Raw genomic sequence first — 25,849 nt, 5'->3', positions numbered from 1 at the left:
CTGAACACTACTCCCACGTGACCGCCGTCAGCGCCGAAGTTGCCTTTGGGCGACTTCCTGCGCGGGCGATACCGTGCGTGCTGCGTTTTTGCTGCCATTTACCAGCCCCGGGCTCGCGTGGTACGCAAAGAAGCGGGAGGCTGGCAGGGTTGGCGGCAACCCGAAGTGTAAAATACGACGAATCGCCTACACCTGACTTGCGCTGCCGGTCTTTGGCCGGAACAGCGAGGAAATTATATTGAAAATGAATGAGTTACGCCATCAAATTGAAAAAGAGGTGCGGGCCGCCGCGGCCGGGCCCCAGGTGGCGTACGTAACGATTGGCGACGAAGCCGATGGCCAGCGTATCGACAACTTCCTCCTGAAGCTCTCGAAAGGGGTGCCCAAGAGCCATGTCTACCGCATCCTGAGGTCGGGCGAAGTGCGTGTGAACAAGGGACGGGTCGACGCCACCTATCGCCTGCAGTTGGGCGACGTGGTACGGATCCCGCCCATGCGTGTGGCGGCTTCGGCACCTGATGCCGGCAAGTTCGTGCCGCCGGCCAGCTTTCCGGTGGTCTTCGAGGATGAATACCTGCTGGTGATCAACAAGCCTGCCGGCGTAGCCGTGCATGGCGGCTCCGGCGTGGCATTCGGCGTGATCGAGCAATTGCGGCGCGCCCGCCCGCAGGCCAGGTTCCTTGAGCTTGTGCACCGTCTCGACCGTGAAACCTCCGGCCTGCTGGTGCTGGCGAAAAAGCGTACGGCGCTGGTGAACCTGCACGAGCAGATGCGCGGCAGTGCGCTGGACAAGCGCTACTTCGCCTGCGTGGCGGGACATTTCGAGAATGCCCGGCAGCACGTGAGATTCCCGCTATATAAGTACACCACCCCGGAAGGCGAGCGCCGCGTGCGGGTGCAGGACGATGGCATTGCCTCGCATACCGTGTTCAACCGGATCGAGGTCATGCCGGGCTACACCTTGCTCGAGGCCGAGTTGAAGACCGGGCGGACCCACCAGATCCGGGTCCATCTGGCACATTCCGGCTTCCCGATCCTGGGCGACGAAAAATACGGCGACTACGCCCTCAACAAGGCGCTGGCCCGTAGCGGCGCGAATCCCGGGCTCAAGCGCATGTTCCTGCACGCGCACAGCCTGACATTTACGCATCCGATAAGTGGAGAAATCACCACTGTCGTTGCACCCATGCCGCCGGAGTGCGAAGCGTTCCTGCAGCAAGCCCGTAACCAGCGCGCCGCTGACTAAGGCGCTAACAAGGATATTCATGGCCAGGCAACGCTTCGACCTGATCGTGTTCGACTGGGATGGAACCCTGATGGATTCCACACCGACCATCGCCAAATGCATCCAGCTGGCCAGCCGCGACCTCGGCTTGCCGGTGCCAGACGACAGCGCCGCCAGCCACGTGATCGGGCTGGGACTCAAGGATGCACTGTCGTACGCCGTGCCGACGCTCGATCCCGCCGACTATCCCCGGCTGGCCGAGCGCTACCGTTTCCACTTCCTGACTCGCGACGCCGAACTGGTGCTGTTCGATGGGGTGCGCGAGATGCTGGAAGCCTTGCGCGCCGAGCACTATTTCCTTGGCGTGGCGACGGGCAAGACCCGCGTCGGCCTGCAGCGCGCCCTGGAAGCAACCGGCCTCGTGCGCCTGTTCGACGGCACGCGTTGCGCCGACGAGACCTTTTCCAAGCCCCACCCGGCCATGCTGCAGGAGCTGACCCGCGAACTGGGGCAGGACATGGAGCGCACGGTGATGATCGGCGATACCACCCATGACCTGCAGATGGCCGCCAATGCCGGCGCTGCGGGCATCGGCGTAGGCTACGGTGCGCATCCCGCGGACGCCCTGCGCGCGATGGCGCCGCTGCATTGCGCGACGTCCATCGCCGACCTGAAAGACTGGCTGCTGGCGCATGCTTGACGCAACGGGCCAGGGGATGACCGGAGAGCGGCACCTGTGCGCGGCCGAGGACCTGGCTGACGGCGGCGCCGGGGTGCGTTTTGTGGTCGAAGTGGGTGGGCGTCCCGTAAGCGCGTTCGTCGTGCGCTTCGAGGGGGCCGTCCATGGCTACCTGAACCAGTGCGCGCATGTGCCGATGGAGCTCGATTGGCAGGAGGGACAGTTTTTCGAGTCCTCGGGCCTATACTTGATGTGCGCCACACATGGCGCGGTTTATGCGCCGGACAGTGGCTTGTGCGTGGGCGGCCCCTGCCGGGGCGCTTCATTGTCCAAACTGCGCGTCGAAGAGCGCGACGGCAATGTGTACTGGCTGCCGGAAAGTCCATACGAAGCACCCGCGGGCTAGCGGGCAGCCGGCAGGCCCGGTGCCCAGGCCCGCCTATCTATTCATAATCAAGAGCCAACTGCATGACTGAAGAGCATAAGCCGCCGCAGGACGAATCCGGCAAGGCGCAGGAACCGGTGGCTTCGGCCAGCGCCGGGGTGCCCGGGGCGGGGGATGAACGGCTGGAAACCGTCTCGCAGGCGGATTACCCGCTGGAGCAGGAGTTGCGCGCCGGAGATGCTGCTTCGCAGAAAGAAGCCGGCCAGCGCCAGGCGCGCATGGCAGGTCGTGACGTCGGCCCCGTCCCCACGGGCACAGGCTGGGAGCGGGATGTGCTGGAAAGGGTGCTGATGGCGACGCTGCGCGAGCAGCGCGCGGCACGCCGCTGGCGCATTTTCTTCCGCTTCGCCGGGCTCGCTCTGCTAGTGCTGATTTTCTTTGCTGTTTTCGACTTCAAGGGCGACGGCACCATTGCCACGAGCGGTCGCCATACGGCGATGGTATCGCTCGACGGCGAGATCGCCGCCGGGACGCCGGCCAGCGCCGAATCGATCAACGCAGCCCTGCAAGCCGCATTTGCCGACACCAATGCCGCCGGGATTATCCTCAAGATCAATTCGCCGGGTGGCTCGCCGGTACAGGCCGGCATGATCAATGACGAGATCCGGCGCCTGCGGACGCTTTATCCCGCCAAGCCGTTCTACGTGGTGGTGGAGGAGATCTGCGCCTCGGGCGGCTATTACGTGGCGGCGGCGGCCGACAAGATTTTTGTCGACAAGGCTAGCATTGTCGGCTCGATCGGCGTGCTGATGGACGGCTTTGGCTTCACCGGGCTCATGGACAAGCTGGGCGTCGAGCGCCGGCTTTATACCTCCGGCGCCAACAAGGGCATGCTCGACCCGTTCTCGCCGCAGGTGCCGAGGCAGAAGCAATACGCCGAAACCATGCTCAAGCAGATCCACCAGCAGTTCATCGACGTGGTCAAGGAAGGCCGAGGCGACCGCCTGAAGGACGATCCGGACCTGTTCTCCGGCTTGTTCTGGTCCGGCGAGCGCAGCGTGGAGCTGGGCTTGGCCGACGGCCTGGGCAACGCGGACTACGTGGCGCGGGATCTCTTCAAGGCCGAGGACATCGTCGACTACACCGTCAAGGAGAATATTGCGGAGCGGGTAGCCAAGCGTTTCGGCGCGGCGATGGGCACGGCGGCGATGAAGACCATGCTGTTCGGCACGCGCGTGCAGGCCATGCATTAAGTTGGCCAAGCTGGGCACGGAGTAAAAAAATGGGGCGAAAGCGCCCCATTTTTCGTTTGTTGCTTCGTTGCCCGACCGTCGCTCAGGCTGCCAGCAAGGAGAAAATGGCCGGGCGCTTGTTCAGTGCCAGCCGCTCCGGGCGCCAATCGGAGATGGGCAGCGTGACGATCGTCTCGCTTGGCAAGGTCAGGTCTACCGCGATCGACAGCAGGCTGGTGCCTGCGCAATGCTGGCGCATGGCTTCCAGCAAGGGGCCATTGCGGTACGGCGTCTCGATCCAGACCTGGGTCTGGCGTGCCTTGCGCGATAGCTGCTCCAGTTCGCGCAGGCGCTTGGCGCGCTCGCCGGCATCCACCGGCAGGTAGCCGTTGAAAGCAAAGCTTTGGCCATTGAGGCCGGACGCCATCACGGCCAGCAGAATCGAGCTCGGGCCCACCAGCGGGCGCACGCGCACGCCCTTGGTGTGAGCCAGGCGCACCAGGTTGGCGCCGGGATCGGCCACGGCCGGTACGCCCGCTTCCGACAGCAGGCCGCCGTCGCGCCCTTCGCGGATTGGTGCCAGCAGTGCGGCCAGTTCGCCTTCTCGCGTATTGACGTTGAGCTCGCGGATTTCGATCTGCTGGATTGGCTTGGCCAGCGGGCAGGTTTCGCTGAGCTTCTTCAGGAAGGCGCGTGCCGTCTTGGCATTTTCCGCCACCAGGTAGTCCAGGCTGGCCGTGATTTGCTGCACGCCAGCCGGAATGACATCCGCGAGCGGGTCGAACTCGTCGCGTTTGCCCAAGGTGTTGGGGATCAGGTACAGGGTGCCGCTCATGCTTGGATTCTCATTTGTCTTCTGTGGCTTGGCGCAGGTTGGGCGAAGCCCTTAATCCTGGAAGAAAGGGTAGCCGGCCTGGCGCAGCATATTGGTCAGCGCGATCAGGGGCAGGCCTACCAGCGCGGTGGGATCGTCGGATTCCATATGCGAGAGCAGGGCGATGCCCAATCCTTCGGATTTGGCGCTGCCCGCGACATCATAAGGGCGCTCGATGCGCAGGTAGGCATCCAGTTCCTGGTCGGGAAGGTCGCGGAAAGTCGCGCGCGTCTGGACATCCGCCAATTGAGCCTCGCCGTTACGGCTGTCAAGCAAGCACAACGCCGAGTGAAAAGTGACGGTGCGGCCGCGCATCCATTGCAATTGCGCCAGGGCCTTCTCGTGGGATCCGGGCTTGCCGATCTGCCTGCCGTCCAGCGTGGCGACCTGGTCAGAGCCGATGACCAGGGTGCCTGGATGCCGCTCGGCAATGGCCTGTGCCTTGGCGTGGGAGAGCCGCAGCGCGGTGGCCTCGGGGCTTTCGCCGGGCTGCGGGGTTTCGTCGATGTCGGGAATCGCCACCTCGAAAGGAATGCGCAGGCGTTCCAGCAGTTCGCGGCGATAACGTGAGCTGGAACCCAGGATCAGGGTGGGGCGGGAAGTTTGCGACATAAGTAATTGAGCGAAAAGGGAAAGCGGCGAATGACCGTCTTCCAAAATTTTGACCGCGGCAGCAGAATCGACGTATAATCTCGCGTTTAGCCAAGCAAGTCCGGCGCAATACCGTGTTTTTCCCGGTGTTGTGTAGCTTCCGAGTCACGTTTCGACGGTGCGTATACAGGTATATGCCAGGTATACGTAAAAATGCGTCGAAGCCGCGATCCTCCGGGAGGCCTCCCGGCATGACGGCACGATAAGACATGACCCAGCCGATTGACCTGCGCGCGCTCGATCTCTTTGCGTTTTGCCGCGCTGGCGACGACGCCACCGGCGAGGTTGCTGCTCGCGATTTGCCGCGCATCATAGCCGAGACTGCGGCGCAAGCGCCAGCATCGGCGCCGGATGAGGTGTTCAGCTACGCGCTTTCCGGCTTTGTCGAGGAAGAGGCGAGCGAGCCCGGCAAGCCCGCGGTGGAGCGCCTGTTCGTCGACCTGGCCGTGAATGGCCGGGTCTGGCTGGATTGCCAGCGCTGCCTGCGGGTCTACGAGCAGCCGATCGCCACGGACATGTGTTTCGAGGTGGTCGCCAGCGAGGCGGATGCCGATGCGGCGCCCATGGACGACGACGAGCTCGATGTCATTGTTGGCTCCAAGCGCTTCGACCTGCTGACGCTGATTGAAGATGAAGTGCTGCTGGCTTTGCCGGTGGCGCCCAAGCATGACGTTTGCCCCACGGTGCACGAAAGTCTCGTGACCGGGGTGGACGGACAGGCGGAACCTGAACCAGAGGTTCTGCCGGAAGAAGAAAAACGGCCTTCGCCCTTTGCGGCGCTGGCCGGCCTGAAAACGAAGCACTGAAGCCGGTTCGCCGGCATCTGGCAACGTTCCAAGGCACCAGGATCAGCATCCGGCCGGGCCCGGCTACGCCTCGTGCGGGATGCGTGTGTTACCATTGAAAAATTCTCGAAGGAGTCATCATGGCAGTTCAACAGAACAAGAAGTCGCCCTCCAAGCGCGGCATGCATCGCTCGCACGACCACCTGACCACGGCAGCGCTGGCAGTGGAGCCGACCACGGGCGAAACCCACCTGCGTCACCACGTGAGCCCGAACGGCTACTATCGTGGCCGCAAGGTCATCAAGACCAAGAACGACTGACAGATCGTTCGGCGTGACTTTGCGTCTCGTACGCGCACGTTGGTAGGTCAAAAACAAAAAAGCGGCAAAATCGTTGCCGCTTTTTTGTTGCGCGCTCGCAGCGCAAACCGTAGCGCAGGCTTCCATCGGGCCGATTTGCGCCGCCGGCTCAGGCTGAGTGCATGGCTAGATGCCGTGCGCGGCGGCGAGGGCGGCGCCAGATCTCGCCGTGGAGCGCTCCGGGAGTGCCGTCGGGTTGCCACCGGCTGGTCAGGGTCATGCCTGCCCGGCTCGGGAGCCAGGATTTCAAGTCACGCCGACCAGCGCTTCTGCACCAGGAAACAATGACGATCAAACTAGCTATCGACTGCATGGGTGGCGATCACGGTGTCTCCGTGACCGTACCGGCGGCGATCAGTTTTCTCTCCAGCCATAGCGACGCCGAAGTGGTGCTGGTCGGCTTGCGGGACAGCATCGAGCCGCAGCTCAAGAAGCTGCACGCGCTCGACCATCCGCGCGTACGCATTGTCACCGCGTCCGAAGTCATCACCATGGATGACCCCGTTGAAGTGGCGCTGCGCAGGAAGAAGGATTCCTCGATGCGCGTGGCGGTAACCCAGGTGAAGGAGGGGCTGGCTGGCGCGTGCATCTCCGCAGGCAATACCGGTGCCCTGATGGCGGTGTCGCGCTATGTGCTGAAAACGCTCGAAGGCATCGAGCGGCCGGCTATCGCTACCACCATTCCCAACGAGCAGGGCTGGGGTACCACGGTGCTCGACCTCGGCGCCAATGCCGACTGCGAGCCCGAGCACCTGCTGCAGTTCGCGCGCATGGCGGAGGCCATGGTCGCCGTGGTGGATCACAAGGCACGCCCGAGCGTCGGCCTGCTCAACATCGGCGAGGAAGTGATCAAGGGCAACGATGTGGTGAAGCGCGCGGGTGAGCTGCTGCGTGCTTCGGAACTCAACTTCTACGGCAACGTGGAAGGCAACGACATCTTCAAGGGCACTACCGATATCGTGGTGTGCGATGGCTTTGTCGGCAACGTCGCGCTAAAGAGCAGCGAAGGGCTGGCCAAGATGATCGCCAACATGATCAAGGAAGAATTCACGCGTTCGTGGTTTACCAAGCTGCTGGCGGTCCTGGCTTTGCCGGTACTCAAGCGATTGTCCCGGCGCCTGGACCCGGCGCGCTACAACGGCGCTTCCCTGCTCGGCCTGCGCGGGCTGGTCGTCAAAAGTCATGGGTCCGCCGACGCGCACGCTTTTGAGTGGGCTATCAAACGCGGGTATGATGCGGCCAGGAATGGTGTGATCGAACGCACCATTCAGGCCTTCGCCAACAAGTCAGGTAACAGCACTCCGGYTACCGGCCCGCAGTCAGGCGCCGAGGATTCCAGTCCAAGCCCGCACGCCGCCTGAGGTCTTGATGTAGATGCCGCGGGCGACGACCCGTGGCCAGACGATCGATCCGACATTACATGACAAGCTACGCAAAAATCATCGGGACCGGGAGCTATTTGCCTCCGCGGCGCGTCACTAACCAAGATATCGCGGCGCAACTGGCTGAGAAGGGCATCGAGACCAGCGACGAATGGATCTTTTCGCGCAGTGGTATCTCGGCCCGCCATTGGGCCGAGCCGGATGTCACCAGCAGCGACCTCGCCGTCAAGGCGGCGGAGCGCGCGCTGGAGGCTGCCGGCATCGATCGCCAGAGCATCGACCTGATCATCGTTGCCACTTCCACGCCCGATTTCGTCTTCCCCAGCACCGCCTGCCTGGTGCAGCAGAAGCTTGGCATCACCAACAACTGCGCGGCGTTCGACCTGCAGGCCGTGTGCTCCGGCTTTGTCTATGCGCTGGCCACCGCCGAGAAATTCATCCGCAGCGGTTCACACCGCAATGCGCTGGTGATTGGCTCGGAAGTGTTTTCCCGCATCCTGGATTTCAACGACCGCACCACCTGCGTGCTGTTCGGCGACGGTGCCGGCGCAGTCGTGCTGTCGGCCTCCGAGGAGCCCGGCATCTTGTCGTCGGCGATGCACTCCGACGGCAGCCATGTGGATATCCTGTGCGTGCCGGGCAACGTCTCGGGCGGCAATATCACTGGCAACCCCTTCTTGCACATGGATGGCCAGGCTGTGTTCAAACTGGCGGTCACCGTGCTCGACAAGGTAGCGCGCGAAGCACTCGCGGGCGCGCAGTTCCCGGCGGAAAAGGTCGACTGGCTGATTCCGCACCAGGCCAATATCCGCATTATGCAAAGCACGGCCAAAAAGCTTGGCCTGCCCGCCGAGCGCATGGTAGCTACGGTGCATGAGCACGGCAACACCTCGGCTGCCTCGATCCCGCTGGCGCTCGACGTAGCGGTGCGCGATGGCCGCATCGGTGCGGGGCATCACGTGCTGATGGAAGGCGTGGGCGGCGGATTCACCTGGGGCGCGGTACTGCTGCGCATGTAATATTCGGGCCGGCGCGGCGGTGTCATGCCGCTGCACCGACCTGGCGCTATTCATCTTTACGATTCGATTGCGATGAAATTCTCCTTTGTATTCCCAGGGCAAGGCTCGCAGGCAGTTGGCATGCTCAACGCCTTTGCCGGCAATGCGGTAGTCCGCGCCACGCTGGATGAGGCATCCGCCGCACTTGGGCAGGATCTGGGCCGACTGATCGCCGAAGGCCCGGCCGAGGACCTGAACCTCACCACCAACACGCAACCGGTGATGCTGACCGCCGCGGTGGCCATCTACCGCGCCTGGCTCGACGCCGGCGGCCCGGCTCCGGCCGTGGTGGCGGGGCACAGCCTGGGTGAATATTCCGCGCTGGTGGCAGCCGGCGTGATCCCCTTCGCTGACGCGGTGCCGCTGGTGCGCTTCCGCGCACAAGCCATGCAGGAGGCCGTGCCGGTTGGCGAGGGCGGCATGGCGGCCATCCTGGGCCTGTCCGACGACGACGTGCGCGCCGCTTGCGCTGAAGCCTCGGCGACCGGTGCCGGCGTGGTGGAGGCCGTGAACTTCAACGCCCCGTTACAGGTGGTGATCGCCGGCAACAAGGGTGCCGTGGAGAAGGCCTGCGAATTGGCCAAGGCACGCGGCGCCAAGCGCGCGCTGCCGCTGCCGGTGTCGGCGCCGTTCCACTCGTCGCTGCTCAAGCCCGCATCGGACCGCCTGCGCGAGCGCATGGCCGGCATGGTGTTCTCTGCGCCGTCGATTCCGCTGGTGAACAACGTCGATGTGGCCATCGTCAATGATCCGCAAGCCATCAAGGACGCGCTGGTCCGCCAGGCCGCAGCCCCGGTGCGCTGGGTCGAGTGCGTGCAGAAGATCGCTGCCGAAGGCGTGACCCATGTGATCGAGTGCGGCCCCGGCAAGGTGCTGGCCGGCATGACCAAGCGCATCGACGGCAGCCTGGTGGGCGGGGCGATCTTCGATCCGGCCTCGCTRCAGGACACGCTGGCGCTGCTGAAGTAAACAAGGACCAACGCAATGACAAAATTTCTGGAAAACCAGGTCGCGCTGGTAACCGGCGCATCGCGCGGCATTGGCCGCGCCATCGCACTGGAACTGGCCGCCCAGGGCGCCACCGTGGTGGGTACCGCCACCAGCGAGGCAGGTGCAGCTGCCATCAGCGAGTACCTGGCGGCAGCCGGCGGCAAGGGCCGCGGCGCTGTGCTCAACGTCAATGATGCAGCGGCGTCGGAAGCGCTGATCGACGAACTGGTCAAGGCACATGGCAGCCTGGGCGTGCTGGTGAACAATGCCGGCATTACCCAGGACCAGCTTGCCATGCGCATGAAGGACGAGGACTGGGGCGCGGTGATCGAGACCAATATGACGGCGGTGTTCCGCCTGTCGCGCGCCGTGCTGCGCCCGATGATGAAGGCCCGCGGTGGCCGTATCATCAACATCACCTCGGTGGTCGGCTCGACCGGCAACCCGGGCCAGATGAACTACGCAGCGGCCAAGGCCGGCGTGGAAGGCATGAGCCGCGCGCTCGCGCGCGAGATCGGCAGCCGCAACGTCACCGTCAATTGTGTGGCGCCGGGCTTCATCGATACCGACATGACCAAGGTTCTGTCGGAAGAGCAGCATGCGGCACTGAAGACGCAGATCCCGTTGGGCCGGCTCGGCCAGCCGGAGGACATCGCGCACGCGGTGGCCTTCCTGGCAGGTCCGCAGGCGGCCTACATCACTGGTACAACGCTCCATGTGAATGGTGGCATGTACATGAATTGATCACCTTGTGCGGTGGCTGGATTCGAGGGAGAAGCCGGCAGAAGCTGTACGAAGTGGTTATTTTTAAAACTGATCGGGCGCAGTTCTTGCAATAGATGGCGGGGGGCATTTTTATGGCCCAAACCTGCTAAAATGCGCCCACTTTTTGTCGAACTTCCCTGGAGGGTTACATGGACAATATCGAACAACGCGTCAAGAAAATCGTGGCAGAGCAACTCGGCGTGGCCGAGGCAGACATCAAGACCGAATCGTCGTTTGTGAACGACCTGGGCGCTGACTCGCTCGACACGGTTGAACTGGTGATGGCGTTGGAAGATGAATTCGGCATGGAAATTCCTGATGAGGAAGCCGAGAAGATCACGACCGTGCAACAGGCAATCGATTACGCCACTGCACACGTCAAGGCTTAAGCCTGTCGTATCTGAATTCCGAGCCACAGAAGGCAGGCGCGTGGGCCCATGGGTCCGCTGCGTTGTTTTCTGTGGCTTTCGTCTGTTCGAAGAAGCACAATTGGATGCGTTGCGCCGGTGTCGGTGCAGCCAGTTGCTGGCCGTTGGCCGGCATCGATTCCCAATCCGGTTTTGCTTCACGTACCCGTAGGAAATCATAGTGAGCCGTCGTCGCGTCGTCGTCACTGGGCTTGGCCTTGTGTCTCCGGTCGGAAACACGGTTGCCGAAGGCTGGGCCAACCTGGTTGCCGGCAAGTCTGGCATTGCCACCGTCACCAAATTCGATCATTCCGCGCTTGCCGTGCACTTTGCTGGCGAGGTCAAGGGGTTCAACGCCGAGGACTACATCCCGGCCAAGGAAGCCCGCCATATGGATACCTTTATCCACTATGGCATTGCAGCGGGTTCGCAGGCGCTGAAGGATAGCGGCTACGAAGTGACCGAAGCCAATGCCGATCGCATTGGCGTGCTGGTCGGATCGGGCATCGGCGGCCTGCCGATGATCGAGGATACCCACGCGGAGCTGACCAATCGCGGCCCGCGCCGGATCTCCCCGTTCTTCGTGCCTGGCTCGATCATCAACATGATCTCGGGCCACCTGTCCATCATCCATGGACTCAAGGGCCCCAACCTGGCCGCGGTCACGGCTTGCACCACCGGCCTGCACAGCATTGGCCTGGCAGCCCGCCTGATCCAGGCGGGGGACGCCGACGTGATGCTGGCCGGTGGCGCTGAATCCACCGTCTCGCCGCTGGGCATCGGCGGTTTCGCCGCTGCGCGTGCGCTGTCGACCCGTAACGATGACCCCGCAGCCGCCTCCCGCCCCTGGGACAAGGATCGCGATGGCTTCGTGCTGGGCGAGGGCGCCGGTGTGGTCATGCTCGAGGAGTACGAGTCGGCCAAGGCGCGTGGCGCCAGGATCTATGCGGAGCTGATCGGCTTCGGCATGAGCGGCGATGCTTACCACATGACCGCGCCCAATATGGACGGCCCCCGCCGCTGCATGGCCAACGCCCTCAGGGATGCTGGCATCAATGCGGACGAAGTCGGCTACCTGAATGCGCACGGCACCTCGACTCCGCTTGGTGACAAGAACGAGACCGAAGCGATCAAGCTGGCCTTCGGCGATCACGCCTACAAGCTGGCTGTCAACTCGACCAAGTCGATGACCGGCCACTTGCTGGGTGGCGCGGGCGGGCTTGAGTCGGTCTTTACCGTGCTGGCGCTGCACCACCAGGTGTCGCCTCCGACCATCAACATCTTCAACCAGGATCCCGAGTGCGACCTGGATTACGTGGCCAATACGGCACGTGACCTGAAGATGGACGTGGCGGTGAAAAACAACTTCGGCTTCGGCGGTACCAACGGCACGCTTGTCTTCCGTCGCGCCTGAACCCGGCGGCCGCCGGGTGGCTTCCCCTTTGCGTTCCAGGGTTCATCCCTTGCGGTGGGCCCTGGCGCTGTTCCTGGCTTGCGAGCTGGCAACGTTCGCGTTGCTGGCCCGGCAAGGCGTGCAGGAACTGGGGCGCTCGGCGCAAAGCTGGGATCTAACGCAGTGGCTGTTGGTAGGCGGCCTGGCCGGGCTGTGCGGCTGGCTGGCCTGCCATTGGCCCAAGCTCTGGCACGGCGCCGCCTGTACCTACGGCGGCCTTGCGCCAGGGCGGGACCGTACCGGCCGGCCTGGCATCCTGGTCGACATGCCGGGCGGCAGCCGCGCGATAGCGAGGGTGGAATCCAGCTGGGAACTAGGCGAGCTGGCGCTCGTGCTGGCCCTGGAGCCGGTGGCCGGACGGCCACCACGTGTGCTGGTGGTCAATCGCGCATTTGCCGGTGCCGGCGCTTTGCGCGCCCTGAGGCGCACGATTCGGGTTGCGCGCCGCGAAGGCCCGGTGGCCGGCGAGGCCGGCTGATGCGCGGCAATTTCAACCATTCTTCACAATATGCGTTGCAACGCACTGACCGTGCGGCCCGCAACGTAGGTAAAATACAACGTTTGTCGTGAAGACGATACCAAGAGATACACTGCAGGTGAAATATTCGTGAGCGAACGCGAAGCCGATCAGCTCCTCGTTGAACGCGTCCAGCAGGGCGATAAGCGGGCCTTTGAATTGTTGGTGGTGAAGTACCACCGCAAGATCATCAGGCTCATTTCGCGTTTGGTGCGGGATTCCGCGGAAGTGGAGGATGTGGCACAAGACGCCTTCATCAAGGCGTATCGTGCATTGCCGCAATTTCGCGGCGAGTCGGCGTTCTACACCTGGTTGTACCGGATCGCGGTGAACACGGCGAAGAACTACCTGGCGACCCAGGGACGCCGGCCGGAAGCCTCCAGTGATATCGATGCCGAAGAGGCTGAAACTTTTGCGGACGGTGAGCAACTAAGAGATATCAATACACCGGAGTCGATGCTTCATACCCGCCAGGTGGCCGAGACGGTCAACCGCGCGATGGAAGCACTGCCCGAGGAATTGCGCACCGCCATCACCCTTCGCGAGATCGAGGGCCTCAGTTATGAGGAGATCGCGGAAGCCATGGGTTGCCCGATCGGCACGGTCCGGTCACGCATCTTCCGGGCGCGCGAGGCGATTGCCGATAAATTGCGCCCGCTGCTGGGAACAGCAGAGGGCAAGCGGTGGTAGCAGGTAGTGATACTTGGTGGTAAGCAGTAAATAAAATGTCGTGCGGCCAGCGTTGCAGCCTATTCCTGCATCGAAAAACGACAAAGCAGTAGACGGGATTGTCGGTTGTTCAATGGTTTTTCTAGGGGTGGGAAATGGGTCAGGCTCATAAGCAGTCGGTTCATGAAGTGGAAGCAGCGGAGCAAATCTCCGTGCTGATGGATGGCGAGCTGGCGCCGCACGAAGTAAACGCAGTGCTGGATCTCGCGAAAAGCGAGGCAGGCATGGCGAGTTGGGCCTCTTATCAATTGATTGGCGATGCCCTGCGTTCGGAAGAACTGACGCATGCCGGCTCGACCGATGATTTTCTTTCCCGGTTTTCCACTCGTCTGGACAGTGAGCCGCATGTGCTGGTGCCTGCCGTCGCCAAGGCGTCGTCGGCTCATCGCCTGCTGTTCAAGCCGTCGTGGGTGCGCCGCGTCATGCCAAGCACCGCGATTGCCGCCGCAGTGGCCGCCGTCAGCTGGGTGGCCGTGCCGCAAATGCGCGGCGCCGCCGACCTCGGCACGCCGGATGCGGTAGTGGCGCGTGTCGAGCAACCTGCAGCGCCCAAGGCTGGCGGCATCGTGACTGTCTCCGCCGATAACGCGCAGATGATCCGCGATCCCCGTCTGGATGAATATCTCCGCGCTCACCGCGTCTCGGTTGCCACCGATGCGGTAGTGCCGACCATGCGCCAAGTGGCTAACAGCGCAAACTTCTCTCAGGACAATTCGCAGGAATAATGCCGGACATGCATAAAGGATGGTCGCCCGCCAACGTAGCGGGCGCACACAGAATTAGGGCCCTTCGCAGGTCCTTTTTTCTGGCCTTGTGTCTGACTGCGGCTGCGGCAACTGCGCAGCCGCCGGACAATACGCTGGCCCGTCGCGACGCAACGGCCTGGCTCAACAAGATCCATCGCGCGGCCCAGCGCGAGAATTATGTCGGTACGCTGATTTATCAGCGTGGCAGCGTGATGCATGCATCACGTATCCAGCACTACAGTGATCTCGTCAACAACGAGTATGAACGGCTTGAGACCCTCGACGGCAAGCCGCGCGAGGTGCTGCGCCAGAACGACATCGTCCACAGCCTGATTCCCGAGGCCAAGCTGGTGGTGGTGGAGAAGCAGGAGGCCAAGGATCGTTTCCCGGCGCTGCTGGCCACCAACAAGAGCGATGTGCTCGATATCTACGATATGCGCAAGCTTCCGGGCGAGCGCGTGGCCGGTGTCGAGTGCGAGGTCTTTTCGCTCGAGCCGCATGACGCAGCGCGCTACGCCGTGCGGCTGTGGGCGGAGAAGAATTCCGGCTTGCTGATGCGTGCACAGACCCTGGGCGAGGCCGGCAAGGTGCTGGAACAGGTTGCTTTCTCGCAAGTCGATATTGGCGTGCCATCGGAAAAGCAGCGCATTCTCACGGCCATCAAGAACTCCGGCTCCTGGACTCACTATGAAGTGACCAACCATCCGGCCAATATTGCCGATGAAGGCTGGAGCATCGCGGTTCCGGTCAAGGGGTTCCTGAAGATCCGTGAGGTTCGCCGCCCGCTGGGAGAACTGCGCGCACCGCAGGCCAACCCGCGCGGCAATGTCTTCGAAGTGCTCCAGATCGTCTACAGCGATGGCTTGACCGGCCTGTCGGTGTTTATCGAGCCGGTTTCCGAGCAGCGCGTGCGCCGCGAAGGCGTCGCCTCGCTGGGTGCCACGCAGGTCGTGGTACGCCGCGTAGCCGATTTCTGGATCACCGTGGTGGGTGAAGTCCCGCCGGCCACAGTGAGGCAGTTTGCCTCGGCGGTAGAATACAAACCACCGAAGGCTCACTAGGCCGGATCGCGGCGTCGCCGCGGGCGTGAACATCGCCTGCGGGCCGCCGCCGATCGGCAACCCTGCTGCCTGTGCTTTCTTCCTCTTTTCGCTGATTTCCCGGGAGTCGACGATGTCACCAAGATCTCCAGCCTTGGCTCGGACCGTGCTCATGGCTGCCATTCTCGCCTTTGCACCCTTTGCCGCTGAGCTGAGTCACGCCCAGGCCGCCGCGCCGTCCTATAACCTGCCCGACTTCACCGAACTGGTGGAGAAGGCCGGTCCGGCTGTCGTGAACATCCGCACCACCGAGCGCGTGCGCGCGCGCGGCACGCCGGGGGGGACGGAAGATGACGAAATGGCAGAGTTCTTCCGCCGTTTCTTTGGCGTGCCCATGCCAGGTGCACCCACGCCGCCGGGTGCCCCGCGCCGTGGCCAGCCGCCGCAAGGCGAGGAGCAGAGTCGTGGCGTGGGATCGGGTTTCGTCATTAGCCAGGATGGCTATGTGATGACCAATGCCCACGTGGTTGCCGATGCGGAAACCATCTACGTCACGCTGCCCGACAAGCGTGAATTCAAGGCCAAGCTGATCGGCTCGGACAAGCGCACCGATGTCGCCTTGCTCAAGGTCGACGCGACCGGCCTGCCAAAGCTGACGCTCGGCGATTCGGACAAGGTTCGCGCTGGCGAATGGGTGCTGGCCATCGGTTCTCCCTTTGGCCTCGATAACACCGTGACCGCAGGCATCGTCTCCGCCAAGGGGCGCGATACCGGTGACTACCTGCCGTTCATCCAGACCGATGTGGCGGTCAACCCTGGCAATTCCGGCGGTCCGCTGATCAACCTGCGTGGCGAGGTGATCGGCATCAACTCGCAGATCTACAGCCGCAGCGGCGGCTATATGGGTATTTCCTTCGCCATCCCGATCGACGAAGCCTTGCGGGTCACCGAGCAGCTCAAGGCAACCGGCAAGGTCACGCGCGGACGCATCGCGGTGGCAATCGGGGATGTGACCAAGGAAGTTGCCGATTCTCTCGGCCTGGGCCGTGCCCGGGGCGCACTGGTCGGCAGCGTCGAGCCCGGTGGCCCTGCCGAGAAGGCGGGGATCGAGGCCGGTGACATCATCCTCAAGTTCAACGGCCGCGACATCGAGAAGGCGTCGGATCTGCCGCGCATGGTTGGCGACATCAAGCCGGGCACGCGTGTTCCGCTGCAGCTCTGGCGCAAGGGCGCGACGCGCGAGGTGTCCATCACCGTGGCCGAGCTGGATGCGGATGCGAAGGTGAAGGCCCGCGGCACTGGCCCGCGCGACGATAACGCCCCGCCGGCGGCCAAGCCCAATGCGCTTGGATTGATCGTCAATGAGATTCCCGACGCAAAGCTCAAGGAGCTCAAGATCAAGTCGGGGGTCGAGGTCGAGCAGGCGGATGGTCCGGCGATGCGCGCCGGCATTCGGCAGGGCGACATCATCCTGCGGTTGGGCGACAGCGATGTGACCAGCCCAAAGCAGTTCAACGAACTGGTCAAGGCACTCGACAAAGCCAAGATCGCCGCGGTGTTCGTGCGCCGCGGGGATGCCACCCAGGTGCTGACCCTGCGGCCAGGCACGATGTCCTCGCGCTGACCGGCGCTGCCATCATGGCCGATCTCACACTGTATGGCAGGAGCTACTGCCATCTGTGCGAGGACATGAAAATCGCGCTGGAGCCGCTCCGGCGCGATTTTTCCTTTGTCCTGCACGAGGTGGACGTGGATGCCGATCCGGCGGCCATGGCCCGTTTCGACGAGCTGGTGCCCGTGCTGATGGCCAGTTCTCCGGCCACCCCGGACGCGGAGCTTTGTCATTACTTTCTTGACGAAAAGCGGGTGAGGGCGTGGTTGGCCGCACATGCGGGGCCGCGGGCGCGCGAACGGGTGGGCCATGGGGCGCTAGATGGCGCATAAGTGCGCCCGGCGAAGCCTGGTTTGGCTGCGGGGCTAGCGTCGTGGTCCATTTCGCAATACGGAAGTCCTTGAAAATACGGTAAAATCGCAGTTTGGCGCAAAGTCTGCGTCACCAACCTGCGGCCGGGATCGGCGTGCGCCCCGCAGGGCGCCAGTTCCAGGCCGTTCATAATTGCTGCGCCGCCCGGCGTGCCCACGCGGGCACTTCGTGGCCTGAAACGGCGCACCCCTGAGCATCAGATGGACCATATCCGCAATTTCTCGATCATCGCCCACATCGACCACGGTAAATCGACCCTGGCCGACCGCATCATCCAACTTTGCGGAGGCCTGTCCGATCGCGAGATGGAAGCGCAGGTGCTTGACTCGATGGACATCGAGAAGGAGCGCGGCATTACCATCAAGGCGCAGACCGCCGCGCTGAGCTACAAGGCGCGTGACGGCAAGATCTACAACCTCAACCTCATCGACACCCCGGGACACGTCGACTTCAGCTATGAAGTGAGCCGCTCGTTGTCCGCCTGCGAAGGCGCGCTGCTGGTGGTCGATGCATCGCAGGGCGTGGAAGCGCAGACCGTCGCCAACTGCTACACCGCGATCGAGCTCGGTGTGGAAGTGGTGCCGGTATTGAACAAGATCGATCTGCCGKCGGCCGATCCCGAAAACGCGATCCGCGAGATCGAGGAAGTGATCGGCATCGACGCGCATGACGCCACGCCTTGCTCGGCCAAGACCGGCCTCGGCGTGCAGGACGTCATTGAGGCGATGATCGCACGCGTGCCGCCGCCCAAGGGCGATCCCGCCGCCCCGCTGCAGGCCCTGATCATCGACTCGTGGTTCGACAACTACGTGGGCGTGGTGATGCTGGTGCGCGTGGTCAACGGCACCCTCAAGCCCAAGGACAAGGTCCTGCTGATGGCCACGGGCTCGCAGCACCTGGTCGAACAGGTCGGCGTGTTCTCGCCCAAGTCGCTGCCGCGCGAGTCGCTGCAGGCAGGGCAGGTGGGCTTCGTGATCGCCGGCATCAAGGAACTGAAGGCCGCCAAGGTGGGTGACACCATCACCACCATGGCGCGCAAGGCAGCCGAGCCGCTGCCTGGGTTCAAGGAAGTCAAACCGCAGGTGTTCGCCGGCCTGTACCCGGTGGAAGCCAACCAGTACGAAGCGCTGCGCGAATCGCTGGAAAAGCTCAAGCTCAACGACGCGTCATTGCAGTACGAGCCCGAGGTGTCGCAGGCGCTTGGCTTCGGCTTCCGTTGCGGCTTCCTGGGCCTGCTGCACATGGAGATCGTGCAGGAGCGCCTGGAACGCGAATTCGACATGGACCTCATCACCACCGCACCGACGGTGGTGTACGAGGTCGACATGCGCGACAAGACCAAGCTGATCGTGGAGAACCCGGCCAAGATGCCGGACCCGAGCCGCATCGAGAACATCCTCGAGCCCATCGTCACGGTCAACCTGTACATGCCGCAGGCCTACGTCGGCTCGGTGATCACGCTGTGCACGCAGAAGCGCGGCACGCAGATCAACATGAGCTATCACGGCAAGCAGGTGCAGCTTACGTATGAGATTCCGATGGCGGAAATCGTCATGGATTTCTTCGACCGGCTGAAGTCCGTGTCGCGCGGCTACGCCTCGATGGACTATGAGTTCAAGGAGTATCGCGCTGCCGACGTGGTCAAGGTGGACATCCTGATCAACGGCGACAAGGTCGATGCCTTGTCCGTGATCGTGCACCGTTCCAACTCGCAGTACCGTGGCCGCGAAGTCGTGTCCAAGATGCGCGAGATCATCCCGCGCCAGATGTACGACGTAGCCATCCAGGCCACCATCGGCGTCAACATCATCGCGCGCGAGAACGTTAAGGCGCTGCGCAAGAACGTGCTTGCCAAGTGCTACGGCGGCGATATCTCGCGCAAGAAGAAGCTGCTGGAGAAGCAGAAGGCGGGCAAGAAGCGCATGAAGCAAGTGGGTTCGGTCGAGATTCCCCAGGAGGCCTTCCTCGCGATCCTGCAGGTGGGCGACAAGTAAGCCGGCTGGCCCGCGCCGGCACTGCCGGCAGGCTTCTGGCAGTGGTTGACGCGGACTCTATCAAAACAACACGACGATCTAGCCGACATGAATTTTGCACTGATCCTTTTTGTGCTTGTGGTTATTACGGGCATTGCCTGGGTGGCCGACAAACTGGTGTTCGAGAAGCAGCGGCGGCTTTCCGCCCAGTCCGCGCTGGCCGAGTTCGATGCGCGCAAGGCTGATCTCCAGGGACGCTACGGCGTCGGCGAGATCGACACGTCGCGTAGCCGCCTCGCCGAGGAAAAGCTGCGCCAGCCTTGGTGGCTGGAGTATTCGGCAAGCTTCTTCCCGGTGATCCTGGCCGTGTTCGTGCTGCGCTCCTTCGTGGTCGAGCCGTTCAAGATCCCGTCCGGCTCGATGATCCCGACGCTGCTGATCGGTGACTTCATCCTGGTCAACAAGTACGACTACGGCATCAGGCTGCCGGTGGTGAACAAGAAGATCCTCTCGGTCGGCGACCCGAAGCGCGGCGACGTGATGGTGTTCCGCTACCCGAAGGATCAGTCCCTCGACTACATCAAGCGTGTGATCGGAGTGCCGGGCGATGTGGTGAGCTACCAGAACAAGCGCCTGACCATCAATGGCAAGGCCGCCGATTACAGCCCGCTGCCCGATTACCTGGATGAAGAGCGGCTTTCGTACTCGAAGCACTTCCGCGAGAAGCTGCCCGACGGCCCGGAGCACGGCATCCTCAACGACGCCGACCGGCCGCCGTTTGTCTCCGGCGCGGACCCCGATTTTCCGTTCCGCGAAAACTGCACTTACAATCAGCAAGGGCTGACCTGCAAGGTGCCGCAAGGTCACTATTTTGTGATGGGCGACAACCGCGACAACAGCCTGGATTCACGTTATTGGGGCTTCGTGCCTGATCAGAATATTGTCGGCCGGGCATTCCTGATCTGGATGAACCTCGGCAATATCGGACGCGTGGGGGCGTTCAAGTAAGCCTTCCGCGGCGCGAATAAATCACTCCAGTCAAGCGAGGGAAAGCGCAACATGGGTCAACAGGGTCAGAAAGGTCAGAAGGGCCAGGCTGGTCAAACGGCACTGGCAGAACAAGCAGAGCAATCGGATCAATCGCGCCGGGAGGTTGGTTCAAAGAGGGGGGGGGCGCGTCTGGCGGGGCGGTACAAGGTGCGCGGATTCTCCCTTGGCAGCTTGCTGATCGTCATCTTGATTGTCGGAGGCATCGTGATCCCGGCGGTCAGGGCGATCCCAAGCTTGCTGGAGTACTTTTCGGTCAAGCGCGCCATCAGTTATGCCAAGCAACAGGCATCCAACAAGCGCGAAGTGGCCGATTATTTCGCCAAGCAGGCACAGATTGACCGTATCACCGCTGTGCGCAGCGACGATCTGGACATTCGCGAGGACGACAACGGCACGATCCGCTCGGTGGGCTTTTCCTACCGTAACGAGGTGCCGTTATACGGCCCTCTGAGCCTTATGATTACCTATTCGGGAACGCAGTACTGACATGAACCTCGATGCCTTGCAGCAACGCCTCGGCTACCGCTTCAGCAAGCCAGAATTGCTGCAGCAGGCGCTGACGCACCGCAGCCACAGTGCCTTGCACAACGAGCGCCTGGAATTCCTGGGCGATTCGGTGCTGAACTGCGCCGTGGCCGATATGCTGTACGGCATGTTCAGCAAACTCGACGAAGGCGATCTCTCCCGCGTGCGCGCCAACCTGGTCAAGCAGCAGGCGCTGTATGAAATCGCCCAGATGCTGCAGTTGTCCGAGGCGCTGCGCCTGGGCGAGGGCGAACTGAAGAGCGGCGGTTTCCGCCGCCCTTCGATTCTTGCCGATGCGCTGGAAGCCATCGTCGGCGCCGTATTCCTCGATGCCGGCTTCGAAGGTGCGCGCACACTGATCCGCAAGCTCTACATCCCCATTCTCGAGCAGGTGGATCCGCGCACGCTGGGCAAGGATGCCAAGACGCTGTTGCAGGAGTACCTGCAAGGCCACAAGATAGCCCTGCCGCAATATAACGTGATCGCCACCCATGGCGCCGCGCATAATCAGCAGTTTGAAGTCGAGTGCACCGTGCCTAAACTGGAAGTGCGGGTGTTCGGTACCGGCGCGTCGCGCCGTGCCGCCGAGCAAGCCGCTGCCAAGCTGGCGCTCGACGAGGTGCAAAAGCTCGTGCCCCAGTTGCTCAAGCGCAGCCGGGCCGAGCGCACCGGCAAGACGCGCAAGCAGCCGGTGCCGCCCGATCCCCAGTTGTCTCTCAGGTTGAAGGAATGACCGAATCTACCAATCCGCAGCAAGACGCCGCGGGTACCCCAAGCGCAGCCTTTCGTTGCGGCACCGTGGCTATTGTCGGGCGTCCCAACGTCGGCAAGTCCACGCTGATGAACGCGCTGGTTGGCCAGAAGGTCAGCATTACCTCCCGCAAGGCGCAGACCACGCGCCACCGCATCGTTGGCATCCAGACCACCGGGGACGCCCAGTTCGTCTTCGTCGATACGCCGGGTTTCCAGACCCGCCATGCCAGCGCGCTGAACCGCTCGCTGAACCGTGCCGTCACCTCGACCCTGTCGTCGGTGGACCTGGTGCTGTTCGTGGTCGAGGCCGGCTACTACGGCGCCGACGACGAGAAGGTGCTGTCGCTGCTGCCCAAGAAAGTGCCGGTGCTGCTCGTCACCAACAAGCTGGATCGCCTTGGCGCGGACCGGGCTGAGGTGATGATGCCCTTCCTGGAAAAGATGGGGCACCAGTTCCAGTTCGCGGAAGTGGTGCCGATGTCGGCCAAGACGCACGATCACATCGAACGCCTGCTCGCCATCATCCGGCCTTACCTGCCGGAAGGCGAGCCGATGTACGACGCCGACTCCATGACCGATCGCAGCGAGCGCTTCATGGCCTCGGAGATCATCCGCGAGAAGGTGTTCCGCTGGACCGGCGACGAGTTGCCCTACACCAGCACGGTCATCATCGAGAAATTCGAGACCGAAGGCCGGCTGCGGCGCATCTTTGCCACCATCCTGGTCGAGCGTGACGGGCACAAGGCCATGATCATCGGCAACAAGGGCGCCAAGCTCAAGACCATTTCCACGGAAGCCCGCATCGACATGGAGAAGCTGTTCGACGGCAAGGTCTACCTGGAGATGTTCATCAAGGTCAAGAGCGGCTGGGCCGACAACGAAGCTGGATTGCGCGCCTACGGCTATGAGTGATAGAGCGGGCGGGCCTGCCCTGAAGGCCCGCCGCATTGACCCGGTAGTGGAAGAAGCCGCCGAACTGCTGGGCAGCCATGCCGTGCCTGGCATGGCAGTGGCGGAGCAACGCGCGATGATGGATCGCGCGTTGCGCATTGTGCCGGCGCGCACCGAGCTGCGCGTCGCCAACCAGCCCGGCTTCGTGCTGCACGCCTGGCCTTACCGCGAAACCAGCCTGATCCTCGACGTGTTCACGCGTGACCACGGGCGCGTCGCCATGGTGGCCAAGGGTGCCAAGCGGCCGCATTCGGCGCTGCGACCGGTACTCCAGCATTTCCAGCCGATTTCCCTCTCATGGAGCGGCCGCGGCGAGGTCAAGACGCTGACGCGCGCGGAGTGGGTTGGCGGCATGCTGCCGCTGGCAAGCGACGCGTTGCTCTCGGGTTTTTATCTCAACGAATTGCTGCTGCGCTTTTGCGCCCGCGAAGACGCCCACGTTACCCTGTTTCGCCAGTACATGGCCACGCTGACCCAGCTCTCGCACGGCGAGCCGGCCGGACTGGTGCTGCGCGGCTTCGAGCGTGTGCTGCTGCAGGAAACCGGCTTTGCGGTGGCTTTCGATGAGTGCGCCAATTCCGGCGAGGCGGTCGAGCCGGCGCTGGACTATGTCTACCAGCCCGAGCGGGGCGTGCGTCGCGCGCAGGCCAGCGATCCATCATCCTGGCCTGTGGTTTCGGGGCAGACGCTGCTCGACATGTCGCAGGACGACTATAGCCGTACACAAACTGTCACGCAAAGTCGCGCCCTGATGCGCTTCCTGCTGCATTATTATTTGCAAGGCGCGCCGCTGAAGACGCGCCAGATCTTGATCGACCTGCACTATCTCTGATTTATTTCTGAGCCTTTAGAGCCCACCCGCATGATCTTCCACGCGCATCCCGGCGTCATCGACCTTGGCGTCAATATCGACCACGTGGCCACGCTGCGCAATGCGCGCGGCACGGCCTATCCCGATCCGATCCAGGCAGCGCTGCAGGCCGAGCAGGCCGGCGCCGACCTGATCACGCTGCACCTGCGCGAAGACCGCCGTCATATCCGCGACGCCGACGTGCACGCGCTGCGCCCGCTGCTGGCCACGCGCATGAACCTGGAGTGCGCGATCACCCAGGAAATGCTCGACATCGCCTGCGGGATCCGTCCGCAGGATGTCTGCCTGGTGCCCGAGCGGCGCGAGGAAGTCACCACCGAAGGCGGCCTGGACGTAGCCGGGCGCTTCGAGCAGGTCAAGGCCGCCTGCCGCCAACTGGCCGACGCGGGCATTCGCGTCTCGCTGTTCATCGATGCGCAGGTCGAGCAGATCGAAGCCGCTGCCGCTTGCGGCGCGCCGGTGGTGGAACTGCACACCGGGCGCTACGCCGATGCGCATTCGGCCGAGGAGCAGGCCACCGAGCTGCGCCGCGTCGCCGAAGGCGTCGATGCCGGCGTGCGGCTTGGCCTGGTGGTCAACGCCGGCCACGGCCTGCACTACACCAATGTGCAGCCGGTGGCCGCGCTGCATGGCATCAAGGAACTGAATATCGGCCACGCCATCGTCGCGCATGCGGTCTTTGTCGGCTGGCAGAACGCCGTTCGCGAGATGAAGGCCATCATGGTCGCCGCGCGTCTGGGCACCACCTATCCGCGCCCGGACGCCGCAGCGTGATCTACGGCATCGGCACCGACATCATCCAGATCGATCGCGTGCAGGGCGTGATGGAGCGCACGCGCGGCCGGTTTGCCGAGAAGGTGCTCGGCCCGCAGGAACTCCAGAAATACCACGCCCGCAAGGCGCGCTCGGAAAAACGCGGGCTCGCTTTCCTGGCCACGCGTTTCGCTGCCAAGGAGGCCTTCTCCAAGGCGATCGGCCTGGGCATGCGCTGGCCGATGACCTGGCGCGCGATGGAGCTGCTGAACCTGCCCTCCGGCGAGCCGTATCCGCATTGCCACGGCGAGCTCGACGCCTGGCTGCGGGAGCGCGGCCTCGTGGTGCGGGTCAGTGTCAGCGACGAACACGATTATGCGGTCGCTTTTGCGATTGCCGAGCCGGGCGGCGGTGGCGTCAGCCCGCCGCTCGCCTCCCAGCCTAGTGAAGAATCCAAATGATCAAGAAGATTTCCGGTAAACGGCCGGGTCCGGTTGTACTCGATGTCAAAGGCAAGCAGCTCGATGCGGACGATATCCGCCGCATCTCTCACCCGCTGACCGGCGGCGTGATCCTGTTCGCGCGCAACTTCGAGTCGCGCGCGCAACTGCAGGCACTGACGCACGAAATCCGCACCGTGCGCGACGATGTGCTGATCTGCATCGATCACGAGGGTGGCCGGGTGCAGCGCGCCAAGACCGATGGCTTCACGCACCTGCCGGCGATGGCCCGGCTTGGCGCGTTGTGGGACCAGGACGTGCTGGCGGCAACCAAGGCGGCCGTTGCCTGCGGCTACGTGCTGGCGGCCGAGTTGCGCGCCTGCGATATCGACCTGAGCTTCACCCCCGTGCTCGATCTGGACTACGGGCTCAGCGCCGTGATCGGCGACCGTGCCTTCCACGCAGACCCGCGTGTGGTGACCATGCTCGCCAACCACCTGACCCACGGCCTGCTGCTTGCCGGCATGGCCAATTGCGGCAAGCACTTCCCGGGGCACGGCTTTGTGGCCGCGGACTCGCACGTGGCCGTGCCGGTGGACGAGCGCGGCCTCGACGAGATCCTCTCGCAGGATGCGCGCCCCTACGAGTGGATGGGGATGACGCTGTCGTCGGTGATGCCGGCGCACGTGATCTACCCCAAGGTCGACCCGCACCCGGCCGGCTTCTCGCGCTACTGGCTGCAGGACGTGCTGCGTACCCAGTTGGGCTTTGAGGGCGTGATCTTCAGCGATGACCTGAGCATGGAAGGGGCCAGCGTGGCAGGCACGGTGACCGAGGCCGCGCGTGCTGCCTTGGGCGCCGGATGCGACATGGTGCTGATCTGCAACCATCCGGAGCGGGCCGACCAGTTGCTGGATGAGCTCGATGTGCGTATCGGCAAGACCTCGCAACGCCGTATCCGCCGACTGTTCGGGCGCCGCAAGCCGCTGGACTGGAACAAGCTGATGCAAGAGGCGGAGTACGCCGCCGCCATGGGCGTGCTCAAGCGCCACGGCCTGATAGCCTGACGCTGCATTCGCCGAGGGCCGGTAAGTCGCAGGGAAAAGAAAAGGGCAGCCGAAGCTGTAATGCCGTTCAGTTAAGAGCTGAACGGCATTTTTGTATGTAGCGTCAGAGGAAGTTGTAAACGCTGCGCCGAAGTGTTAACTTTCGGGCGCGATGCTTTCCAGTCACCTGACCTTCCTGCTCGAAGCGCAACAGCCGGCCGACTTG

Annotated in this window: 29 protein-coding genes; 27 read left to right on the top strand and 2 right to left on the bottom strand. The window is 63.3% G+C overall.

What is annotated here, in order from left to right; translation table 11 throughout:
* Nucleotides 1–244: 244 nt before the first annotated feature.
* The 4 genes from AB4061_RS36995 (at nucleotide 245) to AB4061_RS36980 (ending at nucleotide 3,542) form a co-directional block, all read left to right on the top strand.
* The gene (locus AB4061_RS36995) at nucleotides 245–1,246 is read left to right on the top strand and encodes an RluA family pseudouridine synthase (protein WP_441641076.1); all 1,002 of its coding nucleotides are present in this window, start codon (nucleotides 245–247) and stop codon (nucleotides 1,244–1,246) included.
* Nucleotides 1,247–1,265: 19 nt separating this feature from the next.
* A complete protein-coding gene (locus AB4061_RS36990; RefSeq protein ID WP_441641075.1) occupies nucleotides 1,266–1,925 on the top strand; it encodes an HAD-IA family hydrolase in 660 nt (219 codons plus the stop codon).
* The gene (locus tag AB4061_RS36985; RefSeq protein WP_174425085.1) at nucleotides 1,918–2,310 is read left to right on the top strand and encodes a Rieske (2Fe-2S) protein; all 393 of its coding nucleotides are present in this window, start codon (nucleotides 1,918–1,920) and stop codon (nucleotides 2,308–2,310) included. Before AB4061_RS36990 ends, AB4061_RS36985 begins: the two co-directional genes overlap by 8 nt.
* Nucleotides 2,311–2,372: 62 nt before the next feature.
* On the top strand, nucleotides 2,373–3,542 hold the full coding sequence (locus AB4061_RS36980; RefSeq protein WP_441641074.1) for a S49 family peptidase: 1,170 nt from the start codon (nucleotides 2,373–2,375) through the stop codon (nucleotides 3,540–3,542).
* A gap of 82 nt (nucleotides 3,543–3,624) precedes the next feature.
* Here AB4061_RS36980 and AB4061_RS36975 read toward each other — a convergent pair whose 3' ends face one another.
* Both AB4061_RS36975 and AB4061_RS36970 read right to left on the bottom strand, forming a co-directional pair.
* The gene (locus AB4061_RS36975; RefSeq protein WP_174425087.1) at nucleotides 3,625–4,356 is read right to left on the bottom strand and encodes an SAM-dependent methyltransferase; all 732 of its coding nucleotides are present in this window, start codon (nucleotides 4,354–4,356) and stop codon (nucleotides 3,625–3,627) included.
* 51 nt (nucleotides 4,357–4,407) lie between these two features.
* Nucleotides 4,408–5,007 (bottom strand): Maf-like protein, encoded by a 600-nt coding sequence (locus tag AB4061_RS36970; RefSeq protein ID WP_441641073.1) that lies wholly within the window; start codon nucleotides 5,005–5,007, stop codon nucleotides 4,408–4,410.
* 248 nt (nucleotides 5,008–5,255) lie between these two features.
* On the opposite strand from AB4061_RS36970, the gene AB4061_RS36965 reads away from it, so the two are divergent.
* The 23 genes from AB4061_RS36965 to nagZ all read left to right on the top strand — a co-directional run bounded on the left by AB4061_RS36965 (nucleotide 5,256) and on the right by nagZ (nucleotide 25,644).
* Nucleotides 5,256–5,852: a DUF177 domain-containing protein gene (locus AB4061_RS36965; protein ID WP_441641072.1), complete on the top strand. Its 597-nt coding sequence runs from the start codon at nucleotides 5,256–5,258 to the stop codon at nucleotides 5,850–5,852.
* A gap of 119 nt (nucleotides 5,853–5,971) precedes the next feature.
* On the top strand, nucleotides 5,972–6,151 hold the full coding sequence (gene rpmF / locus AB4061_RS36960; RefSeq protein ID WP_006158597.1) for a 50S ribosomal protein L32: 180 nt from the start codon (nucleotides 5,972–5,974) through the stop codon (nucleotides 6,149–6,151).
* Nucleotides 6,152–6,474: 323 nt separating this feature from the next.
* On the top strand, nucleotides 6,475–7,551 hold the full coding sequence (gene plsX / locus AB4061_RS36955; RefSeq protein WP_441641071.1) for a phosphate acyltransferase PlsX: 1,077 nt from the start codon (nucleotides 6,475–6,477) through the stop codon (nucleotides 7,549–7,551).
* 59 nt (nucleotides 7,552–7,610) lie between these two features.
* A complete protein-coding gene (locus AB4061_RS36950) occupies nucleotides 7,611–8,591 on the top strand; it encodes a beta-ketoacyl-ACP synthase III (protein WP_441641070.1) in 981 nt (326 codons plus the stop codon).
* 72 nt (nucleotides 8,592–8,663) lie between these two features.
* A complete protein-coding gene (gene fabD, locus AB4061_RS36945) occupies nucleotides 8,664–9,599 on the top strand; it encodes an ACP S-malonyltransferase (RefSeq protein ID WP_441641069.1) in 936 nt (311 codons plus the stop codon).
* Nucleotides 9,600–9,614: 15 nt separating this feature from the next.
* Nucleotides 9,615–10,364, top strand: coding sequence for a 3-oxoacyl-ACP reductase FabG (fabG, locus tag AB4061_RS36940; protein ID WP_441641068.1), 750 nt, complete (start codon nucleotides 9,615–9,617; stop codon nucleotides 10,362–10,364).
* A gap of 170 nt (nucleotides 10,365–10,534) precedes the next feature.
* Nucleotides 10,535–10,774, top strand: a complete 240-nt coding sequence (acpP, locus tag AB4061_RS36935) for an acyl carrier protein (RefSeq protein WP_009522116.1) — start codon at nucleotides 10,535–10,537, stop codon at nucleotides 10,772–10,774.
* Nucleotides 10,775–10,973: 199 nt separating this feature from the next.
* Nucleotides 10,974–12,206: a beta-ketoacyl-ACP synthase II gene (gene fabF / locus AB4061_RS36930; RefSeq protein ID WP_441641067.1), complete on the top strand. Its 1,233-nt coding sequence runs from the start codon at nucleotides 10,974–10,976 to the stop codon at nucleotides 12,204–12,206.
* A 49-nt stretch (nucleotides 12,207–12,255) separates the two neighbouring features.
* On the top strand, nucleotides 12,256–12,723 hold the full coding sequence (locus AB4061_RS36925) for a hypothetical protein (RefSeq protein WP_441641066.1): 468 nt from the start codon (nucleotides 12,256–12,258) through the stop codon (nucleotides 12,721–12,723).
* A gap of 129 nt (nucleotides 12,724–12,852) precedes the next feature.
* Nucleotides 12,853–13,452 carry an RNA polymerase sigma factor RpoE gene (rpoE, locus tag AB4061_RS36920; protein WP_006158605.1) on the top strand — a complete coding sequence of 200 codons (600 nt, stop codon included), beginning with the start codon at nucleotides 12,853–12,855 and terminating at the stop codon, nucleotides 13,450–13,452.
* Between the two features lie 134 nt (nucleotides 13,453–13,586).
* Nucleotides 13,587–14,216, top strand: a complete 630-nt coding sequence (locus AB4061_RS36915; RefSeq protein ID WP_441641065.1) for a sigma-E factor negative regulatory protein — start codon at nucleotides 13,587–13,589, stop codon at nucleotides 14,214–14,216.
* Between the two features lie 8 nt (nucleotides 14,217–14,224).
* Entirely contained in the window at nucleotides 14,225–15,298 is a 1,074-nt protein-coding gene (locus AB4061_RS36910; RefSeq protein ID WP_441641064.1) for a MucB/RseB C-terminal domain-containing protein, read from the top strand.
* 151 nt (nucleotides 15,299–15,449) lie between these two features.
* Entirely contained in the window at nucleotides 15,450–16,901 is a 1,452-nt protein-coding gene (locus AB4061_RS36905) for a DegQ family serine endoprotease (protein ID WP_441641063.1), read from the top strand.
* A gap of 14 nt (nucleotides 16,902–16,915) precedes the next feature.
* Entirely contained in the window at nucleotides 16,916–17,221 is a 306-nt protein-coding gene (locus AB4061_RS36900) for a glutaredoxin family protein (RefSeq protein ID WP_441641062.1), read from the top strand.
* Nucleotides 17,222–17,461: 240 nt separating this feature from the next.
* The gene (lepA, locus tag AB4061_RS36895; RefSeq protein ID WP_441641061.1) at nucleotides 17,462–19,255 is read left to right on the top strand and encodes a translation elongation factor 4; all 1,794 of its coding nucleotides are present in this window, start codon (nucleotides 17,462–17,464) and stop codon (nucleotides 19,253–19,255) included.
* An 87-nt stretch (nucleotides 19,256–19,342) separates the two neighbouring features.
* Nucleotides 19,343–20,242, top strand: a complete 900-nt coding sequence (lepB, locus tag AB4061_RS36890) for a signal peptidase I (RefSeq protein WP_174425133.1) — start codon at nucleotides 19,343–19,345, stop codon at nucleotides 20,240–20,242.
* Between the two features lie 213 nt (nucleotides 20,243–20,455).
* Nucleotides 20,456–20,770 (top strand): DUF4845 domain-containing protein, encoded by a 315-nt coding sequence (locus AB4061_RS36885; RefSeq protein ID WP_441641079.1) that lies wholly within the window; start codon nucleotides 20,456–20,458, stop codon nucleotides 20,768–20,770.
* Nucleotide 20,771: 1 nt separating this feature from the next.
* Nucleotides 20,772–21,542 (top strand): ribonuclease III, encoded by a 771-nt coding sequence (gene rnc / locus AB4061_RS36880; RefSeq protein ID WP_020205117.1) that lies wholly within the window; start codon nucleotides 20,772–20,774, stop codon nucleotides 21,540–21,542.
* Nucleotides 21,539–22,474, top strand: coding sequence for a GTPase Era (gene era, locus AB4061_RS36875; protein WP_441641060.1), 936 nt, complete (start codon nucleotides 21,539–21,541; stop codon nucleotides 22,472–22,474). Before rnc ends, era begins: the two co-directional genes overlap by 4 nt.
* Nucleotides 22,467–23,345, top strand: a complete 879-nt coding sequence (gene recO / locus AB4061_RS36870; protein ID WP_441641059.1) for a DNA repair protein RecO — start codon at nucleotides 22,467–22,469, stop codon at nucleotides 23,343–23,345. The genes era and recO overlap by 8 nt, the downstream gene beginning before the upstream one ends.
* Nucleotides 23,346–23,375: 30 nt before the next feature.
* A complete protein-coding gene (gene pdxJ, locus AB4061_RS36865; protein ID WP_441641058.1) occupies nucleotides 23,376–24,158 on the top strand; it encodes a pyridoxine 5'-phosphate synthase in 783 nt (260 codons plus the stop codon).
* Nucleotides 24,155–24,598: a holo-ACP synthase gene (acpS, locus tag AB4061_RS36860; protein ID WP_441641057.1), complete on the top strand. Its 444-nt coding sequence runs from the start codon at nucleotides 24,155–24,157 to the stop codon at nucleotides 24,596–24,598. Before pdxJ ends, acpS begins: the two co-directional genes overlap by 4 nt.
* Nucleotides 24,595–25,644 (top strand): beta-N-acetylhexosaminidase, encoded by a 1,050-nt coding sequence (nagZ, locus tag AB4061_RS36855; RefSeq protein ID WP_441641056.1) that lies wholly within the window; start codon nucleotides 24,595–24,597, stop codon nucleotides 25,642–25,644. The genes acpS and nagZ overlap by 4 nt, the downstream gene beginning before the upstream one ends.
* The last annotated feature ends 205 nt before the right edge of the window (nucleotides 25,645–25,849 follow it).

It is taken from the genome of Cupriavidus sp. YAF13 (genome assembly GCF_052113425.1).
GTDB lineage: Bacteria > Pseudomonadota > Gammaproteobacteria > Burkholderiales > Burkholderiaceae > Cupriavidus.
The sequence above is the reverse complement of the archived record's forward strand: the minus strand, read 5'-3'. Positions and strand labels throughout refer to the sequence as shown.

Bases quoted from the DNA above. Each gene is read 5' to 3' on its own strand.
- AB4061_RS36995 (WP_441641076.1), top strand. From the start codon at position 245: ATGAATGAGTTACGCCATCAAATTGAAAAAGAGGTGCGGGCCGCCGCG.
- AB4061_RS36990 (WP_441641075.1), top strand. From the start codon at position 1,266: ATGGCCAGGCAACGCTTCGACCTGATCGTGTTCGACTGGGATGGAACC.
- AB4061_RS36985 (WP_174425085.1), top strand. From the start codon at position 1,918: ATGCTTGACGCAACGGGCCAGGGGATGACCGGAGAGCGGCACCTGTGC.
- AB4061_RS36980 (WP_441641074.1), top strand. From the start codon at position 2,373: ATGACTGAAGAGCATAAGCCGCCGCAGGACGAATCCGGCAAGGCGCAG.
- AB4061_RS36975 (WP_174425087.1), bottom strand. From the start codon at position 4,356: ATGAGCGGCACCCTGTACCTGATCCCCAACACCTTGGGCAAACGCGAC.
- AB4061_RS36970 (WP_441641073.1), bottom strand. From the start codon at position 5,007: ATGTCGCAAACTTCCCGCCCCACCCTGATCCTGGGTTCCAGCTCACGT.
- AB4061_RS36965 (WP_441641072.1), top strand. From the start codon at position 5,256: ATGACCCAGCCGATTGACCTGCGCGCGCTCGATCTCTTTGCGTTTTGC.
- rpmF (WP_006158597.1), top strand. From the start codon at position 5,972: ATGGCAGTTCAACAGAACAAGAAGTCGCCCTCCAAGCGCGGCATGCAT.
- AB4061_RS36950 (WP_441641070.1), top strand. From the start codon at position 7,611: ATGACAAGCTACGCAAAAATCATCGGGACCGGGAGCTATTTGCCTCCG.
- fabG (WP_441641068.1), top strand. From the start codon at position 9,615: ATGACAAAATTTCTGGAAAACCAGGTCGCGCTGGTAACCGGCGCATCG.
- acpP (WP_009522116.1), top strand. From the start codon at position 10,535: ATGGACAATATCGAACAACGCGTCAAGAAAATCGTGGCAGAGCAACTC.
- AB4061_RS36915 (WP_441641065.1), top strand. From the start codon at position 13,587: ATGGGTCAGGCTCATAAGCAGTCGGTTCATGAAGTGGAAGCAGCGGAG.
- AB4061_RS36910 (WP_441641064.1), top strand. From the start codon at position 14,225: ATGCATAAAGGATGGTCGCCCGCCAACGTAGCGGGCGCACACAGAATT.
- AB4061_RS36905 (WP_441641063.1), top strand. From the start codon at position 15,450: ATGGCTGCCATTCTCGCCTTTGCACCCTTTGCCGCTGAGCTGAGTCAC.
- AB4061_RS36900 (WP_441641062.1), top strand. From the start codon at position 16,916: ATGGCCGATCTCACACTGTATGGCAGGAGCTACTGCCATCTGTGCGAG.
- lepB (WP_174425133.1), top strand. From the start codon at position 19,343: ATGAATTTTGCACTGATCCTTTTTGTGCTTGTGGTTATTACGGGCATT.
- rnc (WP_020205117.1), top strand. From the start codon at position 20,772: ATGAACCTCGATGCCTTGCAGCAACGCCTCGGCTACCGCTTCAGCAAG.
- era (WP_441641060.1), top strand. From the start codon at position 21,539: ATGACCGAATCTACCAATCCGCAGCAAGACGCCGCGGGTACCCCAAGC.
- recO (WP_441641059.1), top strand. From the start codon at position 22,467: ATGAGTGATAGAGCGGGCGGGCCTGCCCTGAAGGCCCGCCGCATTGAC.
- pdxJ (WP_441641058.1), top strand. From the start codon at position 23,376: ATGATCTTCCACGCGCATCCCGGCGTCATCGACCTTGGCGTCAATATC.
- nagZ (WP_441641056.1), top strand. From the start codon at position 24,595: ATGATCAAGAAGATTTCCGGTAAACGGCCGGGTCCGGTTGTACTCGAT.